Origin of the sequence: Herbaspirillum sp. GCM10030257 (assembly GCF_042666555.1) — a bacterium.
Taxonomy (GTDB): Bacteria; Pseudomonadota; Gammaproteobacteria; order Burkholderiales; family Burkholderiaceae_D; genus Noviherbaspirillum.
This window is the reverse complement of record NZ_JBHTDH010000004.1, coordinates 221551-237268: the sequence shown is the minus strand read 5'-3', so window position 1 is coordinate 237268 and position 15718 is coordinate 221551. Positions and strand designations below refer to the sequence as shown.

Below are 15718 nucleotides of genomic sequence, written 5' to 3'. Positions count from 1 at the left end.
ACTAATTAGGCCAGCGCCTTCAGAGCTGCAGCCAGACGGCTCTTATGGCGAGCTGCCTTGTTCTTGTGAATGATCTTCTTGTCGGCGATACGGTCAATCGTCGAAACGGAAGACAGGAATACTTGCGACGCTGCGGCTTTGTCGCCTGCTTCAATCGCCTTGCGAACGGCCTTGATTGCGGTACGCAGGGTCGAGCGCTGGCTGGAATTGTGTGCGTTTTGCTTGACTGCTTGACGAGCACGTTTGCGCGCTTGTGCGGTATTTGCCATGAATATTTCCTAATTCGAAATCGGACTGCGTTCGCGGATTGCGAGACAGAATTCTGTAAAGCTGCGGATTATAACGCAGATTTTAGGGATTGATCAATCATTCCCGCAGATTGTCCGCGATGGCCTGTTTGTCCATCATTCCATGGCCACAGATAAACCGGTTCGAGCCATCTGCCCTCGGGAAACCAACGGCTATAATGGCGCCCCATGAATCTGCACAAAACGCTAGCCACCGTCTCCGGCATGACCATGCTTTCGCGTGTGACGGGGCTGCTCCGTGAACTCCTGTTCGCGCGGGCTTTCGGCGCATCGGCCTATACCGATGCTTTCAATGTGGCATTTCGTATCCCGAACCTGTTGCGCCGGCTTTTTGCCGAAGGCGCATTCTCACAGGCGTTTGTACCCATTCTGGCTGAATACAAAAGCAAGAAAGGTGAAGCCGCAACCAAGGAATTGGTCGACCACGTTGCGACCATTCTCATGTGGGCTTTGTTGCTCACATGCATAATTGGCATCATTGGCGCACCGATTGTCGTCTATTTTATTGCGACCGGACTCAAAGCCGACCCGCACGCTTTTGACGCGTCAGTGCTTATGACCCGGATCATGTTTCCCTACATTGGCTTTATGGCCTTTGTCGCGCTGTCCGGGGGCATCCTCAATACCTGGCGCCAATTCCGCGTGCCGGCCATTACCCCGGTGCTATTGAATATCTCTTTTATTGTTGCGTCGTTGTTCGCCGCACCATATATGCGCCAACCGGTGTATGCGCTGGCGGCAGCAGTAGTATTTGGCGGCATACTACAAGTAGCGGTGCAGTTTCCTGCATTACGTAAGATCGGCATGTTGCCCCGCCTCGGCATTAACCTCAAGCTGGCCTGGAGCGACCCGGGTGTGCGCCGCGTCCTGCGCCAGATGGTTCCGGCAACCGTTGCAGTATCGGTTGCACAGATCAGCATCATTATCAATACCAATATTGCATCTCGGCAGGTAAGTGGCAGCGTGTCTTGGCTGACCTATGCCGACCGCCTCATGGAGTTTCCGACCGCGCTGCTGGGCGTCGCGCTCGGTACCATTTTGCTTCCCAGCTTGGCCAAGGCCCATGCGGATGGGGACCCGGAAGAATATTCCTCTCTATTGGACTGGGGCTTGCGACTGACTTTCCTGATCGCCTTGCCATCGGCGGTCGGCCTGATTACGCTCTCCGAACCCTTGACCGCCACCTTATTCCACTATGGAAAATTTGACGTCCAGTCGGTCAGGATGACCGGCCAGGCCTTGATTGCCTATGGCGTCGGATTGATCGGACTTATCCTAGTCAAAATTCTCGCGCCCGGCTTTTACGCAAAGCAAGATATACGCACGCCGGTAAAAATTGCCGTGGGCGTATTGATCGCCACGCAACTCATGAACCTGATGTTCGTGCCGCACTTTGCCCATGCGGGGCTCGCGTTATCGGTAGGGATTGGCGCCTGCCTGAATGCGGGCTTTCTGTATTTTGGCCTGAAGCGACGCGGTATCTATACGCCAGCTCGTGGCTGGGGTGTTTTCATGCTGAGACTCTGCGGCGCCCTCTTCCTGCTTGCCGGCGTGGCCTTGTGGACTGCCGCGCAATTCAACTGGATCGCCTTGCAGGCCCAACCCTTGCTACGTGCCGGGGCACTGACCGTCGTCATGGCCGCCTGCGGCGTTACTTACTTCGGCGCACTGCTGGCGATGGGATTTCGATTCCAGGACTTCAAGCGTACGTCGAAGTAGCGGCGAATCCGAGTCCAAGTCTTGCGCAGCCCGGACGATGGAATGCAAGAACATTTCCATCCTGTCCTTTAATTGACGGCAGCATGGTTTATTATGGTCCTTGTATGGTGATCCAATCCCTTGAATATTTCGCGTCCCTGGTCCAACAAGACGATTCCATTCCGCTGTTTGAGGCGGCACTGGCCATCGCACAGGACGTGGAACCCCAACTGGACTTATCAGCAACCCAGGCTGAAGTCGATATTCTTGCTGCGAGGCTGCAGCGGCGACTAGCAGCGGATGCGTCCAATGTACAGAAGCTGCGCCTGTTAAATCATTTCTTTTACCGTGAGCTTGGGTTCGCCGGCAACGTCAATGACTATTACGACCCCGACAATAGTTACCTGCACCGCGTGATCAAGACCCGTCGCGGGATTCCGATTTCCCTGGCCGTGCTTTACATGGAACTGGCGCAGCAAATCGGTTTGAATGTCAAAGGGATTTCCTTCCCGGGACACTTCCTGATGAAGCTGTCCGTGCAATCGGGCGACATAGTGCTTGATCCGTTCAACGGTGCCAGTCTGTCACGCGAAGAGCTGGAAGAACGGCTTGAACCGTATTTTGAACAGCAGAGTTATCCAGGCGCCATTCCACTCTCGTATTATTTGCATGCGGCCCACCCGCGTGAAATTCTGGTGCGCATGCTACGTAATCTGAAGGCTCTGTTCCTTGAGCATATGCGTTGGCAGCGCCTGCTTGGCGTACAGCAGCGCCTGTTGATCTTGTTGCCGGATGAGGTAGCCGAGCGACGCGACCGCGGGCTCGCGTATGCCAATCTTGAGTGCCCCCAAGCTGCATTGGATGACCTTGAAGCTTATCTCGCTGAGCGTCCACATGCGCCGGACGCCGAGATGCTGCGCGAAAAACTTCCCGAGCTGAGAGAGGCAAGCAAGCGGCTCAACTGACCACTGCGTTGTGCACAGTTAACCCCAAGTCCGGATACCGCTTGCGCATTTCCCATTCAGGCTTTGGATTTAGCCTCGATCGCTTCCCATTTTTCCAGATTTTCCATCAACAGTTCATCAATCTCGGCAAAGCGCTGGTTGAGGCGCTTCACCTCGTCTGGTCGCTGACGATACAAGTCGGGATCGGCGAGCTGCTCCGAGATAGTTTTCTGTTCTGCCTCCAGGGAAGCGATGACACCGGGCAGAGTCTCCAGTTCACGCTGCTCCTTGTAGCTAAGCTTTTTCGCCTTGGTAGCACTGGAGGCATTCGGGCTATTCGCGGCCGGAAGTGCCTCCTTGACTACGGGTTTCGCCTCAGATTTTAGTGCTGACTTCGCCGACGCTGCGGCTGTATCGCGCACGCGTTCCCAATCGGTATATCCACCCACGTATTCGCGCCACATACCCTCACCTTCAGCGACAATTACCTGGGTAACCACATTATCGAGGAAAGTGCGATCGTGGCTGACCAGGAATACGGTGCCGCTGTACTCTTCGAGCAATTCTTCCAGCAGTTCGAGCGTATCAATGTCGAGGTCGTTGGTCGGTTCATCGAGCACCAGCGCATTGGCAGGCTTTGCAAACAGGCGGGCTAGCAGAAGACGGTTGCGCTCACCGCCGGACAAGGATTTGACCGGCGATCGCGCGCGTTCCGGCGCAAACAGAAAATCCGAAAGGTAAGTCATCACGTGTTTGCGCTGGCCGTTGATTTCAACCCAATCACTACCTGGTGAAATCGTGTCCGCAAGGCTGGCCTCTTCATTGAGCTGCGCACGCATCTGATCAAAGTAAGCAACCTGCAGGCGCGCACCTTGTTTCACTGTGCCGCTATCAGGCTGCTCTTCACCGAGAATCAGCTTGAGCAAGGTGGTCTTGCCTGCGCCGTTTGGCCCTATCAGTCCGACCTTGTCGCCACGCATGATGATGGCGTTGAAATCCCGCACGATGACCTTGTCACCGTAACGCTTGCTGATATCGACAAGCTCCGCAACGATTTTCCCTGATCGTTCGCCCGCTGACACATCGAGCTTGACCTGCCCTTGCTGGTCGCGTCGGGCAGTACGTGTTCGGCGCAATTCTTCGAGACGCTTGACACGCCCTTCGTTACGCGTGCGACGGGCTTCCACTCCCTTGCGAATCCAGACTTCTTCCTGGGCGAGAAACTTGTCGAATTTCGCGTTTTCAATTGCTTCAATTTCGAGCTGCTCCGCCTTGCGAGTCTGATAGGCGCTGAAATTGCCCGGAAAGGACAGGAGCCTTCCACGGTCGAGTTCAATGATCCGCGTTGCCACGTTATCGAGGAAGGAGCGGTCGTGAGTAATGAAAAGGATGCTGCCCTTGTAATCGCGTAACAGCCCTTCCAACCACAGGATGGAAGTGAAATCCAGGTGATTGGTGGGCTCGTCGAGCAGCAGCACATCTGGCGCACCAACCAGTGCGCAACCAAGCGCCACGCGTTTTTGCGTACCGCCAGAGAGCGTGCCCATCAAGGCATCCTTGTTCAGGTTCAGGCGATCGAGAATGGTTTCCACGCGATTGCCAATACTCCAGGCATCCGCCGCGTCAAGCCGGACCTGAATGGTATGCATGCGGTCCATGATCGCATCATCATCGGCGCCGCCCAGGCTGGTCGCCAGGTCGTTGTACTCGTTAAGCATCGCAGGCAGTTCGCCAAGTCCGGAGGCGACCGCATCAAACACCGACATCGTGCCCTCGAAATGGGGTTCCTGTTGCACGTAGGCGATTTTGATGCCCTGCTGCATCACTAGCAGGCCATCGTCCAGTTTGGACATGCCGGCAATGATTTTCAGGAGAGATGACTTGCCTGTGCCATTGCGGCCGATCAGGCCGACCCGTTCGCCGGCTTCCAGCGCGAATTCTGCATGATCAAGCAAGGCCACATGGCCGAACGCCAACTGGGCATTTGAAAGAGAGATGACTGCCATAGGAAAATGCGGTTGCAGCGGTTCGCGAAAAGCGTCCGCAAAATGAGAAGAAGCACGCATTGTACCCACTACTGCTGCAGGACAGGCATTTCATGCCCGGTCTCGGCTATAATCTCGGGCGGATGCAGTTCACGGCATCCATATCCCGCGTTTCTCGCCGTAGTTCAATGGATAGAACGAGTGCCTCCTAAGCGCTAGATACAGGTTCGATTCCTGTCGGCGGGACCAATCTGCGGCATCTACGAATAATCGCTGAAACCTTCCATGCGGCCCTACGGCTTACTTCTCTCGCGTTTTCGGCTTTTCCAGCCTTCTTGTTTTCTCCCTTCATTCCTTGTCAGTTGTATGTCCTGACATTGCGCCAGATTCATCGCTGCCCGGCTCCGGAATCTTTTTGCTATCCGTGTTTCTATGTGACAGAGCAAGAATGCATAAGGTAAGCAAAGTGCTCAGGATAGCGGTCGCTTCGCGCCCCATTCCCGCAGCAACGCCAATTGCGGCCGTGACCCAAATGGTTGCCGCAGTCGTCAGTCCGCGGATTTCCCGGTCCCGGGACAGTTTGATAATGGCTCCCGCACCTAGAAAACCGATGCCCGAGATTAATCCCTGCAGTACGCGACTCAGATCATCCACCTCCATACCGGCCTGCAATGGCACCAGGACAAAAAGTGCAGCGCCGAGCGCGACCAGCATATGGGTGCGAAGGCCGGCGCCGGTGCCTCGGTATTCGCGTTCGTATCCTAGTACCGCCCCGAGCAAAATGGCGACGAGGAGACGAACGCATACGCGGGTAAACTGGGTTAGATCCGGCAGATCGGAAAATTCCTGCTGCACCGTCACCCACACTTCATGCATAAGAATGCCTCGGCGATCAGTGACGCATACGGTCGAGCAGCAATGTAGTTTGCAATCCCGCAACTTCGTACATGGCCTTGTCCCAGGATTCGTGGAGAAGGTTCATGGAATCCTGCATCATCCGGAATGCGATGACTGCCGCATCCGCAGGGTCTTTGGCGCTGCTGCGGGCGACCTCGATCCGGTCGAGCAGTTTTTCGAGGGAGGGACGATGCTCGGCGGGTGCGGTATCGACCGCTTCACGCAGCAGATGCCGCCGAAATATTTCCAAGGCTTCCGGATCTTGCCGATGTAATGCTACCAAGGTATCGAAGTCGGGCATGGCGACGTTCATTGCGGCTCCAGTCAATGTCGAAGTTGTCGATATGACAGGTATAACCGTTTAGGGGCAAAAGCCTTTGTGACGGCTCAATGCCCTCCCCGACTCTCACTGTTACGCCTCAAACTTGCCAGCCTGAGGTGGTAATGTCAGGCTGTTTATTGCCGGTCCTCTATATCTTCGAGTCGCAGTAGCATATCGATGCAGGTTGCTGCCACAGCGCCAGCGCCTAGCATCGCCAACAAAGAAATAACAGCAATAATCATGATGATCCTCCGCGCAGTCTCAGCACATTGGAACATCCCTGGCTCAGCATTTCATTGACTCTACGCATTATCCGCATGTCCAGTTTTTATAGCCTTGGACACGAATGAGCAATCTCAACGTCGTTGCTTGCCAGGTAGGTAAGCTTTGAAGCATTCCTTTTACCAGCAGAGTGCGCGATGTCCAGACTGAATAATGATGAACATATCAGCCCCAATCCGGAAGATACCAAGCTGCCAGGGCAGGATCCGGTATCGGATCCCGACGATGAAGATGGCACTACCAATGTGTCGGATGTGACCATGCGTATCAATTTGCTTGGAAAACTGATCATCCCGCGGAATGCGCCCTGACTGAGCCTCACGCCATGTCACTCTGGCTCAATGTTTTCCAAAGAGGCACCAAGCCAGAGGTGTGAAATCAACTGCTAGTCACTTGCCCACAGCTATTGTGATTATCGTTGTGGATAAGTGTCTCATTGCTTTTCCAACGTCATGATTCTTAATGGAATTACTGCACTGCCCAATTTAAAGGCAGGCGGACTGTGGTCGATCACACTACGTGTGCGCCACCAGACGACGGCAATGTTCCGGTCAGGGTTAGCGGGCCGATTGTAAAAGATGCCAGCACGGAACCGAGCGGCTGCACGAAAGAATTCAAGTCCAACCTGCGAAGCGACCTGGCTCAAGCCAAAAACGCTTGTCAGCGTCAAACACGTCGGCAAATATTGTCATCCCCACTGAATTGATAAGCAGGTCTGCACGCTGATCAGTGTCTAGCAGCGGTGCCCCGGCCAGCGCAGACCTGTGGACAAACTTGCGTCGCCCACATATATTGCCAACTCCCCCTATTTTCCTGCGCGCAAGATCGCAGGCAAGACACAACAAGGAGATTGCATGAAGCTGGCGCGCTACGGCCGCATTGGCAAGGAAAAACCCGCATTGGTCGATGACCAGGGAAGACTACGTGATCTGTCAGCCATCGTAAATGACATTGGGCCTGAACAGCTTTCCCCGAAAATGCTGGCACGACTTGCAAAACTTGACCCGGAAAAATTACCCCTTGTACGCGGCGCGCCGCGGCGCGGCGTTCCGGTGAGCGGCGTCGGAAAGTTCATCGGAATCGGCCTCAACTACTCCGACCATGCGGCAGAGGCCGGAATGCCGATTCCCAAGGAACCGATCATCTTCATGAAGGCCATTACCTCCTTGTGCGGAGGCGATGATCCGGTCATGCTGCCGAAGGGCTCCAAGAAAGCGGACTGGGAAGTAGAACTTGGTGTCGTCATCGGCGGTGTTGCACGCTCCGTATCCGAGAAGGACGCCCTTGACTACGTTGCAGGCTATTGCGTCGTCAATGACGTTTCAGAGCGTGAATATCAGCTGGAGCGCGGAACACAATGGGATAAGGGCAAGGGTTGCGACACCTTCGGACCCGTTGGCCCATGGCTCGTTACCAAGGATGAAGTGCCCAACCCCCAGCGCCTTGAACTTTGGCTCGACCTGAACGGTGAGCGCATACAGACAGGTAACACGAAAACCATGATTTTTTCAGTCGCCAAGATCGTCAGCTATGTCAGCCGTTTCATGACGCTGATGCCAGGCGACATCATCACAACGGGTACGCCTCCCGGTGTCGGTATGGGCATGAAACCACCGCGCTTCCTGAAGCGGGGTGACGTCATGACATTGGGGATCCATAGTCTCGGGGAGCAGCGACAGGAGGTGATTGCTTTCCAAGCGCCTTAATTGCGCGGGAGCGATCGGAAAGACGCGCTTCCCAAAGCTTCCACATCCGCATGCCTCCAGATTTCGTTGTGCATGGAGGCATGCCGACACTCTCTTACCCTGTTTGAAATTGCATGTTCAACAGGCGATTACGTAAGTTTGCGCAACCGATGCAGGCCTATTCCGCGTCTGGCTGTTTTGCGGGAGACGCATTCACAAACGCGTCCAACGCCATGCACGCATCATGAATGCGCATGACGGTAGGCATCTTCGATAGATCGCTGTTGAGCCGCTGTGCATTGGCAATCTGTGGAACCAGGCAGCAATCAGCCAATGTTGGTGCATCACCATAACAAAAGCGCCCAACGCGTTTATCCGTCGACAGGGTTTGCTCAATCGCGGCAAGCCCTTGTTCACACCAGTGCCGATACCAAGCGTTCTTGTCGTCTTCGCTGACCTTCAGATTACGCACCAGGTAGCGCAATACCCGCAGGTTGTTGATAGGATGGATATCGCAAGCGATCGACAAGGCGATGCTGCGCACAAAGGCTTTATCCAATGGACTCTGGGGCAACAATGGTGGTTGCGGATGTATTTCGTCGAGATACTCGATGATTGCGAGAGACTGCGTCAGTGCAATCGAATTGTCAGCCTGTTCATCCACGAACGCAGGTACTAAACCATCGGGATTCAACTTTCGGTATTCCGGTGTCAGGTGCTCTCCGCCGTTTTTCAAAAGATGTACCGGTATGGTCTCGTAGGCGAGGCCCTTCAGATTGAGAGCAATTCGGACACGATAGGATGCTGAACTGCGAAAGTAACTGTATAACTTCACGCGATGTCCCGATATCAGGTTAAGGGATGGTCGCTGGCATGGATCAGCCATGCGACCAGCGAGGGTTGAATCGACAAAGTCTTTAGACGATCTTGACCTTGAGTTCACCGAGGCCGTCAATCGCTCCTTCCAGCACATCACCCTGCTTGACGGCGGCTACGCCTTCCGGTGTCCCGGTAAAGATAAGGTCACCCGGTTGCAGCGCAAAATACTTGGACAAATGTTCGATCGTTTCAGAGATATTCCAGATCAGCTTTTCAATACTGCTTTGCTGGCGCTCTGCCCCATTGACCTGAAGGCGGATCGAGGCGTGGGCAATATTACCGGCCTGAGCCGCCGGGTAGATCGGACCGATCGGCGCGGACTTGTCGAAGCCTTTACCGGTTGACCACGGACGCCCCTGTTTTTTTGCTTCACCCTGCAAATCACGGCGCGTCATATCTAGACCAACTGCATATCCCCAGACGTATTGCAGCGCATCGGCCGCTGCGATATTCGAACCGCCTTTACCAATGGCTACAACCAGCTCGATTTCGTGGTGCAGCTCGTTTGTCATGCCAGGATAGGGCATTTCCCCTATTGTGCCAGCTGGCACCGGGAGCACGGCATCCGCAGGCTTCATAAAAAAGAATGGTGCCTCTCTGCCCGTTCCTCCCATTTCTTTTGCATGCTCAACGTAGTTACGGCCAACGCAGTAAATACGATGTATTGGAAAGACGGACTCACTACCGGCAACCGGAACGGTGGCAATTGAAGGTTGGGGTATGGCAAATTGCATAGCTGTCTCCTAGATGTTTGGCAAATTATGCCATTGCTTGCCGAGGCATGCCTTCGCCGGTCTGCATGTGTGGATCAGAAGTAAAAAACGCCTTGTCGATGAATCGAACAAGGCGTTTTTTGTCAATGACAAGCAGAAAGAATCAGCCTTCGCCGAGGTAAGCTTCCTTGACCTTTGGATCGTTCAGCATATCCTTCGCGTTACCACTCATGGTGATGAGTCCGGAGTCCATCACATAGCCACGATGGGCGGCCTGCAATGCAAGTTTCGCGTTCTGTTCAACGAGCAAAATAGTGACGCCTTGTGCAGACACGTTGCGAACAACCTCAAAAATCTTTTCCACCATGATTGGCGACAATCCCATCGATGGCTCATCCAGCAATAACAGCTTCGGATGGCTCATCAGCGCACGAGCCATTGCCAGCATTTGCTGCTCACCGCCGGACAAAGTGCCAGCGAGTTGTGATGAACGCTCCTTCAAGCGGGGAAACACGCCGAACCATTTATCGATGTCAGCCTGAATAGCGGCCTTGTCATCACGGATGTAGGCACCCATGAGCAGGTTTTCATGGATGGTCATGCGGGTAAAGACCCCACGACCTTCCGGCACCATAGCAAGATGCTTCTTGACCAGAGAGAAGGATGTCGTGCCTTGAATCGGCTTACCGGTGTAATGAATCTGTCCTTCAACCCTGCAACCTGGCAGCGTATTGGTAATTGCCTTCAGGGTCGTGGTCTTGCCAGCACCATTGGCACCAATGAGCGTAACCAGCTCACCTTTATTGACTTCCAGGTCGATGCCTTTGACAGCCTGAATGCCGCCGTAAGCGATTTTGAGACCGCTGACCTTCAGAATATTTTCGTTCATTAATGCCCTCCTCCCAGATACGCCTCGATAACTGCCGGGTTGCTTTGCACCTCGGCCGGCACGCCTTCTGCAATTGGCTTGCCGTAATCGAGAACCGTAAGGCGGTCGCAGAGACCCATCATCAATTTCACATCGTGTTCGATCAGCAGAATTGTCTTGCCCTCTGCCTTGATCTTGACCAGCAATTCACGCAGCGCGAGTTTCTCGGTCGCATTCATCCCGGCGGCCGGTTCGTCGAGTGCCAGCAACTGAGGATCGGTTGCCAACGCACGGGCGATCTCCAGGCGGCGCTGGTCGCCATAAGACAGATGACGCGCAGTGCGATGCGCAAACTGGCTGATGCCGACGAAATCCAGCAACTCCATGGCGCGACGACGAATCGCCGCTTCTTCTTCGCGTGCCGCCTTGTGATGGAACACCGCACCAAACACGCCCTGATGCGTACGGACATGGCGGCCGACCATCACGTTTTCGACAGCGGACATCTCACCGAACAGGCGAATGTTCTGGAACGTACGTGCAATACCCGCCTTCGCCACTTCGTGTGGTGCGGACGGCGAATATGGTTTGCCACCAAGTTCAAAGGTACCAGTGTCGGCCTGGTACAAGCCGGTGATCACGTTGAAGAACGTCGTCTTGCCTGCACCGTTCGGGCCGATGAGACCGTAAATCTGCCCGCGCAAAATCTTGATGCTGACTTCCGATAACGCCTGCAGGCCGCCGAAACGTTTATTGACGCCCGCAATCTTGAGAATAGTTTGTTCGCTCATGAATTTTCCTTATGCAGCCAGCGCAGCAGGTTCTTTGTCGTCAAGACGCTTCTTCGCATTTGCGTCCATGCGGTCTTCATGCTTGGGCGATGGCCACAGACCTTCCGGACGGTAAAGCATGATGACAACCATGGCCAGACCGTAAAGCAGCTGACGCAGCACTTCAGCGTCGATCAGCACTGTGCCAAACAGCTGACGCTGCAGCGGTTCAACGACGTGACGCAGCACCTCAGGCAAGGCAGCGAGAATCACGCCACCCAGCACGACGCCGGGGATGTGGCCGATACCGCCAAGGACCACCATGGCCAGCACAGCGATCGACTCTGTCAGCGAGAACGATTCTGGCGACACGAAACCCTGGAAGGAAGCAAACATTGCACCGGCAACACCGCCGAAGGAGGCGCCCATGGCAAATGCGAGCAGCTTGATATTACGGGTGTTGATACCCATGGCTTTTGCAGCGATCTCATCTTCGCGAATGGCGACCCATGCACGACCGAGACGCGAATGCTGCAGACGAATCGAAATGAAGATAATTACCGCACACAGGAACAGGAACAGGAAGTAATAGGCGTTCACCGATGGCATGCCCCATTCGCCGAAATACACCGTCGCACGTGAACCTGGTTCGCCGGCAAGTGACACACCGAAAATGCGAATCGGATCGATCATGTTGATACCTTGCGGGCCGTTGGTGATGTTGACCGGCGCATTCAGGTTGTTCATGAAGATACGGATGATTTCGCCAAATCCGAGTGTCACGATTGCAAGGTAGTCGCCGCGCAGCTTCAGGGTTGGCGCGCCGAGCAATGCGCCGAAGAACGCTGCCAGCGCTGCACCAAGAGGCACGATCAGCCAGACCGACAGGTGTATCCCGTTTTTGGCAGCCTCCTCCCCGACTATCCATCGCAAGCCGTCGCCAATCAATGGATACTGATTGACGAATGACTCGAGCACGGTGGCGAATTGCGGCGATGCGAGCAGGCCTGTCATGTAGGCGCCCAGTGCATAGAACGCGATATAACCCAAATCCAGCAAGCCTGCCATGCCGACCACGATGTTCAGGCCGAGCGCCAGCATGATGTAGAGCAGTGCCAGATCCATAATGCGAACCCAGGAATTACCGAAATTGGACGCAATAAACGGAAAAGCGATCAGGACGATGCCAAGAATTGCAAAGCTGGTGTAGGCCTTGCGCGGGTTATGTTTGACGTCAAATAGTGCTGACATGGTTCTCTCCTTTTCGCTTAAGCACGATCCGCAACACGCTCGCCCATGATGCCGGACGGACGCAGTGTGAGCACGATGATAAGCACGATGAATGCAAAGATGTCCTGGTAGTGGCTGCCGAGGAAGCCGCCTGTAAGGTCGCCGATGTAGCCGGCGCCGAGGCTCTCGATGAGGCCCAGCAGAATGCCACCCACCATCGCGCCGTAAATGTTGCCGATACCACCAAGCACCGCAGCGGAGAACGCTTTAAGGCCGGGCACGAAGCCCATGGCGAATTGTGCGGAAGAGTAGTTTGCGCCCCACATCACTCCGGCGACAGCGGCAAGTGCGGCACCAATGGCAAACGTCATGACAATCACCTTGTTGGAGTCAACGCCCATCAAGCCGGCGACGCGGGGGTTTTCTGCGGTTGCTCGCATGGCACGCCCCATGCGGGTACGTTCAACCAGCAAGACCAGGCCAGTCATCGCCGCGGCAGCGAGCACAAGCAGCATGACCTGTGTCTGCGAGATCAATGCACCACCAACGTTGAAGGATTCTGCTGGCATCACCTGAGGGAAAGGGATCGGGCTGCGTCCCCAAATCATCATGGCGAAAGTCTGCAGGAGGATGGAAACACCAATAGCCGTGATCAACGGCGCCAGACGAGGCGCGTTACGCAAGCGTCGGTAGGCGACGCGCTCGATGATGACGTTGACCAGAATACATACCGGGATCGCCCCGATAATGGCAATGGCGAGCTTGACAACGCCCGGCAGGTCCGGAGCCACTGTTTGTACGATCTTGAGGATGGTGACGCCCACCATGGCACCCACCATCAAAACGTCGCCGTGAGCAAAGTTAATCAGGTTAAGGACGCCGTACACCATGGTGTAACCAAGCGCGACCAGCGCATACATACTACCGAGCACTAGTCCATTAATGATTTGTTGGATAAAGGTATCCATAGTTTGCCTACTCTCTATAAGGATCGTTCAAATCGTTTTACAAATTCGCTGCAAGAGTTAATGTGCGATGCAGCAAAACCTTTTCAGATAATAAAAACGGCACCCGGATGAAATCCTCAGGGGTGCCGCTTGGCGTAAATTATTGTTATCGGAAGAGGCATGCCGCGGTCTTGCGAGTGGCTCGGGCGTTAGTCATGCTCATATTCGTGTCTCCTGTTCCCGTTTTTGGTAAAAACTTTTTATAGTTGTATAGCCTTGTAAGCTTAACCCTAGTCGGGCGGCATTATACCCAACATGTTCCCCAAAGAAACGTCAATGTATTAGCTGACTGTTTTCATTTAACGACATCAGCCGCAAACCGGCAGCTCCTGATGACATAAGGTACGGATTTACACTCAAAAATATCAATGCCTGTGACAGCTTCGTAAACTTGGCTGACCTTAACAAGGTACTGTTTCGGAAGAAGGACAGGAATGTTTACGTTATAACCAAAATGGCACAAAAGTACTTGAAAATTTACAGGGGAGACTACAGGAGGCTAAGCCTTGACTGCTTTACCTGACAAATTCAATTTTTGAATTCGTTTTCAATCACCATCGTTGCCGGCAGCAATCATAACGAGGAAAGGAAAAAACAATTAATGGAAAAAAAGGGCGGGGTCTGAATATAATTCCGGGTATCCGTACGGTAACTTTTTATTCCTTAACTTCCATTCAATTTACCGATAGGCCTTTAGGCATTGGGAATGTGACATTTTCTTCTACCCCAGGCAAAGGCCGCACGCTCCGCGCGCCGAGCTCTTTCAGCCGGTCAATAACCGCCTGCACCAACACTTCCGGCGCGGATGCACCTGCTGTGACACCGATACGGCTTTTGCCCTCCAGCCAGTCCGGATTGATCTGGGCTGCATTGTCGACCATATAGGCCTGAGCACCCTTTTTCTGCGCTACTTCACGAAGACGATTGGAATTGGAACTGTTGGGGCTACCGACCACGATAACGACTTCGACCTGTGGCGCCATGAACTTGACTGCTTCCTGGCGATTGGTGGTCGCGTAGCAGATATCCGCCTTTTTCGGTTCGGCGATGTTCGGGAATTTATGCTTGAGCGCAGCAATGACGTCCGCCGTATCGTCGACGGAGAGTGTGGTTTGCGAGACGTACGCGAGCATGTCGGGATCGCGCACCTGCAGTGCCTCGACATCAGCCACAGTCTCAACCAGATACATGCCCTCTTCGGCCTGGCCCATCGTGCCCTCGACTTCGGGATGACCATCATGGCCGATCATGACGATTTCGCGGCCTTCGCGGCGCATTTTGGCGACTTCAACATGCACTTTGGTCACGAGCGGACAAGTTGCATCGAACACGCGCAAGCCGCGCCGGCTTGCTTCTACCTGCACCGCCTTGGATACACCGTGGGCAGAAAAAATGACCGTGTTACCCGCAGGGACCTCATCGAGTTCTTCCACGAAAATTGCGCCCTTGCTGCGCAAGTCCTCGACCACATAAGCGTTATGCACGATTTCATGTCGCACATAGATAGGGGCGCCGAATTGCTGGAGCGCGCGCTCTACAATATCGATCGCACGATCTACGCCGGCGCAAAAGCCTCGCGGTTGGGCAAGCAGGATTTCCTTATCCATGTTCTGTCCTTGAAACGATAGGCGCGAGCGCAGTTAAAGTATGCCAATAATTTTTACTTCAAACTTTAACGGCTGTCCGGCCAGCGGATGGTTGAAGTCAAATAGAGCGGTTTCGGCATCAATGGCACGCAAGATACCTGCAAAGCGGCCACCACTGGGCGCGGAAAATTCAACGAGATCGCCGATGACGTATTCTTCGCCAAAATTGGAGTTCTCAGTCAGCGTTGCCCGAGATACATGCTGGATCAGTTCCGGGTTACGTGGACCAAAAGCCTTTTCCGGAGGAAGCTCGAATGTTTGGTGCGTCCCTTCCGGCAAGCCGATCAAGCATGCTTCGAGAAACGGCGCAAGTTGACTCGTGCCGAGCTGCAGTGTAGCGGGATTGTCCTCAAACGTGCTGACGATATTCGTTCCATCCATCGCCGCAAGACGGTAGTGCAAGGTCAGGTAAGCGGATTCGGTGACGACGGGGTGGATAGCGTTCTGCATGGCATATTTGACTCAAAAGATAACCCGTTATTGT

The 15718-nt window shown here is 54.3% G+C and carries 16 protein-coding genes and 1 tRNA gene; 5 read left to right on the top strand and 12 right to left on the bottom strand.

Annotated elements, in window-relative coordinates:
• Positions 1-5: 5 nt before the first annotated feature.
• Complete coding sequence (gene rpsT / locus ACFQUU_RS08050; RefSeq protein ID WP_057292846.1) at positions 6-269, bottom strand: 30S ribosomal protein S20; 264 nt, start codon at positions 267-269, stop codon at positions 6-8.
• 207 nt (positions 270-476) lie between these two features.
• Here rpsT and murJ point away from each other — a divergent pair, with 207 nt between their 5' ends.
• Both murJ and ACFQUU_RS08040 read left to right on the top strand, forming a co-directional pair.
• Positions 477-2027, top strand: a complete 1551-nt coding sequence (gene murJ / locus ACFQUU_RS08045; protein WP_382245240.1) for a murein biosynthesis integral membrane protein MurJ — start codon at positions 477-479, stop codon at positions 2025-2027.
• A 104-nt stretch (positions 2028-2131) separates the two neighbouring features.
• Positions 2132-2971, top strand: coding sequence for a SirB1 family protein (locus ACFQUU_RS08040; protein ID WP_382245237.1), 840 nt, complete (start codon positions 2132-2134; stop codon positions 2969-2971).
• Between the two features lie 56 nt (positions 2972-3027).
• Here the strand turns inward: ACFQUU_RS08040 and ACFQUU_RS08035 are convergent, their stop codons facing one another.
• Positions 3028-4956: an ATP-binding cassette domain-containing protein gene (locus ACFQUU_RS08035; protein ID WP_382245234.1), complete on the bottom strand. Its 1929-nt coding sequence runs from the start codon at positions 4954-4956 to the stop codon at positions 3028-3030.
• Positions 4957-5109: 153 nt separating this feature from the next.
• Between ACFQUU_RS08035 and ACFQUU_RS08030 the strand changes: the two genes are divergently transcribed.
• A tRNA-Arg gene (locus ACFQUU_RS08030) sits at positions 5110-5184 on the top strand.
• A gap of 99 nt (positions 5185-5283) precedes the next feature.
• On the opposite strand, the gene ACFQUU_RS08025 is transcribed toward ACFQUU_RS08030, so the two are convergent.
• Together ACFQUU_RS08025 and ACFQUU_RS08020 are read right to left on the bottom strand one after the other, a co-directional pair.
• Positions 5284-5811 carry an MgtC/SapB family protein gene (locus ACFQUU_RS08025; RefSeq protein WP_382245231.1) on the bottom strand — a complete coding sequence of 176 codons (528 nt, stop codon included), beginning with the start codon at positions 5809-5811 and terminating at the stop codon, positions 5284-5286.
• A 16-nt stretch (positions 5812-5827) separates the two neighbouring features.
• Positions 5828-6145 (bottom strand): DUF3135 domain-containing protein, encoded by a 318-nt coding sequence (locus tag ACFQUU_RS08020; protein WP_382245229.1) that lies wholly within the window; start codon positions 6143-6145, stop codon positions 5828-5830.
• A gap of 428 nt (positions 6146-6573) precedes the next feature.
• On the opposite strand from ACFQUU_RS08020, the gene ACFQUU_RS08015 reads away from it, so the two are divergent.
• Positions 6574-6747: a hypothetical protein gene (locus ACFQUU_RS08015; protein WP_382245227.1), complete on the top strand. Its 174-nt coding sequence runs from the start codon at positions 6574-6576 to the stop codon at positions 6745-6747.
• A 543-nt stretch (positions 6748-7290) separates the two neighbouring features.
• The gene (locus tag ACFQUU_RS08010; RefSeq protein ID WP_382245224.1) at positions 7291-8142 is read left to right on the top strand and encodes a fumarylacetoacetate hydrolase family protein; all 852 of its coding nucleotides are present in this window, start codon (positions 7291-7293) and stop codon (positions 8140-8142) included.
• A gap of 157 nt (positions 8143-8299) precedes the next feature.
• On the opposite strand, the gene maiA is transcribed toward ACFQUU_RS08010, so the two are convergent.
• The 8 genes from maiA to ACFQUU_RS07970 form a co-directional block, all read right to left on the bottom strand.
• Complete coding sequence (gene maiA / locus ACFQUU_RS08005) at positions 8300-8956, bottom strand: maleylacetoacetate isomerase (RefSeq protein WP_382245221.1); 657 nt, start codon at positions 8954-8956, stop codon at positions 8300-8302.
• An 82-nt stretch (positions 8957-9038) separates the two neighbouring features.
• On the bottom strand, positions 9039-9734 hold the full coding sequence (locus tag ACFQUU_RS08000; protein WP_382245218.1) for a fumarylacetoacetate hydrolase family protein: 696 nt from the start codon (positions 9732-9734) through the stop codon (positions 9039-9041).
• A gap of 142 nt (positions 9735-9876) precedes the next feature.
• A complete protein-coding gene (locus ACFQUU_RS07995) occupies positions 9877-10602 on the bottom strand; it encodes an ABC transporter ATP-binding protein (protein WP_382245215.1) in 726 nt (241 codons plus the stop codon).
• Positions 10602-11372, bottom strand: a complete 771-nt coding sequence (locus ACFQUU_RS07990) for an ABC transporter ATP-binding protein (RefSeq protein WP_057292913.1) — start codon at positions 11370-11372, stop codon at positions 10602-10604. Before ACFQUU_RS07990 ends, ACFQUU_RS07995 begins: the two co-directional genes overlap by 1 nt.
• A gap of 9 nt (positions 11373-11381) precedes the next feature.
• Positions 11382-12602, bottom strand: coding sequence for an ABC transporter ATP-binding protein (locus ACFQUU_RS07985; RefSeq protein ID WP_382245210.1), 1221 nt, complete (start codon positions 12600-12602; stop codon positions 11382-11384).
• Between the two features lie 17 nt (positions 12603-12619).
• Positions 12620-13549: a branched-chain amino acid ABC transporter permease gene (locus tag ACFQUU_RS07980; RefSeq protein WP_057292915.1), complete on the bottom strand. Its 930-nt coding sequence runs from the start codon at positions 13547-13549 to the stop codon at positions 12620-12622.
• A 713-nt stretch (positions 13550-14262) separates the two neighbouring features.
• Positions 14263-15195, bottom strand: coding sequence for a 4-hydroxy-3-methylbut-2-enyl diphosphate reductase (gene ispH / locus ACFQUU_RS07975; RefSeq protein ID WP_382245207.1), 933 nt, complete (start codon positions 15193-15195; stop codon positions 14263-14265).
• Between the two features lie 33 nt (positions 15196-15228).
• On the bottom strand, positions 15229-15684 hold the full coding sequence (locus ACFQUU_RS07970; RefSeq protein ID WP_382245204.1) for a peptidylprolyl isomerase: 456 nt from the start codon (positions 15682-15684) through the stop codon (positions 15229-15231).
• Between the last annotated feature and the right edge of the window lie 34 nt (positions 15685-15718).

Coding starts and splice junctions, on each gene's coding strand:
- ACFQUU_RS07980 (WP_057292915.1), bottom strand. CDS start 13,549: ATGGATACCTTTATCCAACAAATCATTAATGGACTAGTGCTCGGTAGT.
- ispH (WP_382245207.1), bottom strand. CDS start 15,195: ATGGATAAGGAAATCCTGCTTGCCCAACCGCGAGGCTTTTGCGCCGGC.
- ACFQUU_RS08000 (WP_382245218.1), bottom strand. CDS start 9,734: ATGCAATTTGCCATACCCCAACCTTCAATTGCCACCGTTCCGGTTGCC.
- ACFQUU_RS08040 (WP_382245237.1), top strand. CDS start 2,132: ATGGTGATCCAATCCCTTGAATATTTCGCGTCCCTGGTCCAACAAGAC.
- ACFQUU_RS08010 (WP_382245224.1), top strand. CDS start 7,291: ATGAAGCTGGCGCGCTACGGCCGCATTGGCAAGGAAAAACCCGCATTG.
- ACFQUU_RS08020 (WP_382245229.1), bottom strand. CDS start 6,145: ATGAACGTCGCCATGCCCGACTTCGATACCTTGGTAGCATTACATCGG.
- ACFQUU_RS07985 (WP_382245210.1), bottom strand. CDS start 12,602: ATGTCAGCACTATTTGACGTCAAACATAACCCGCGCAAGGCCTACACC.
- murJ (WP_382245240.1), top strand. CDS start 477: ATGAATCTGCACAAAACGCTAGCCACCGTCTCCGGCATGACCATGCTT.
- ACFQUU_RS08035 (WP_382245234.1), bottom strand. CDS start 4,956: ATGGCAGTCATCTCTCTTTCAAATGCCCAGTTGGCGTTCGGCCATGTG.
- ACFQUU_RS08025 (WP_382245231.1), bottom strand. CDS start 5,811: ATGCATGAAGTGTGGGTGACGGTGCAGCAGGAATTTTCCGATCTGCCG.
- ACFQUU_RS07990 (WP_057292913.1), bottom strand. CDS start 11,372: ATGAGCGAACAAACTATTCTCAAGATTGCGGGCGTCAATAAACGTTTC.
- ACFQUU_RS07970 (WP_382245204.1), bottom strand. CDS start 15,684: ATGCAGAACGCTATCCACCCCGTCGTCACCGAATCCGCTTACCTGACC.
- ACFQUU_RS08015 (WP_382245227.1), top strand. CDS start 6,574: ATGTCCAGACTGAATAATGATGAACATATCAGCCCCAATCCGGAAGAT.
- rpsT (WP_057292846.1), bottom strand. CDS start 269: ATGGCAAATACCGCACAAGCGCGCAAACGTGCTCGTCAAGCAGTCAAG.
- ACFQUU_RS07995 (WP_382245215.1), bottom strand. CDS start 10,602: ATGAACGAAAATATTCTGAAGGTCAGCGGTCTCAAAATCGCTTACGGC.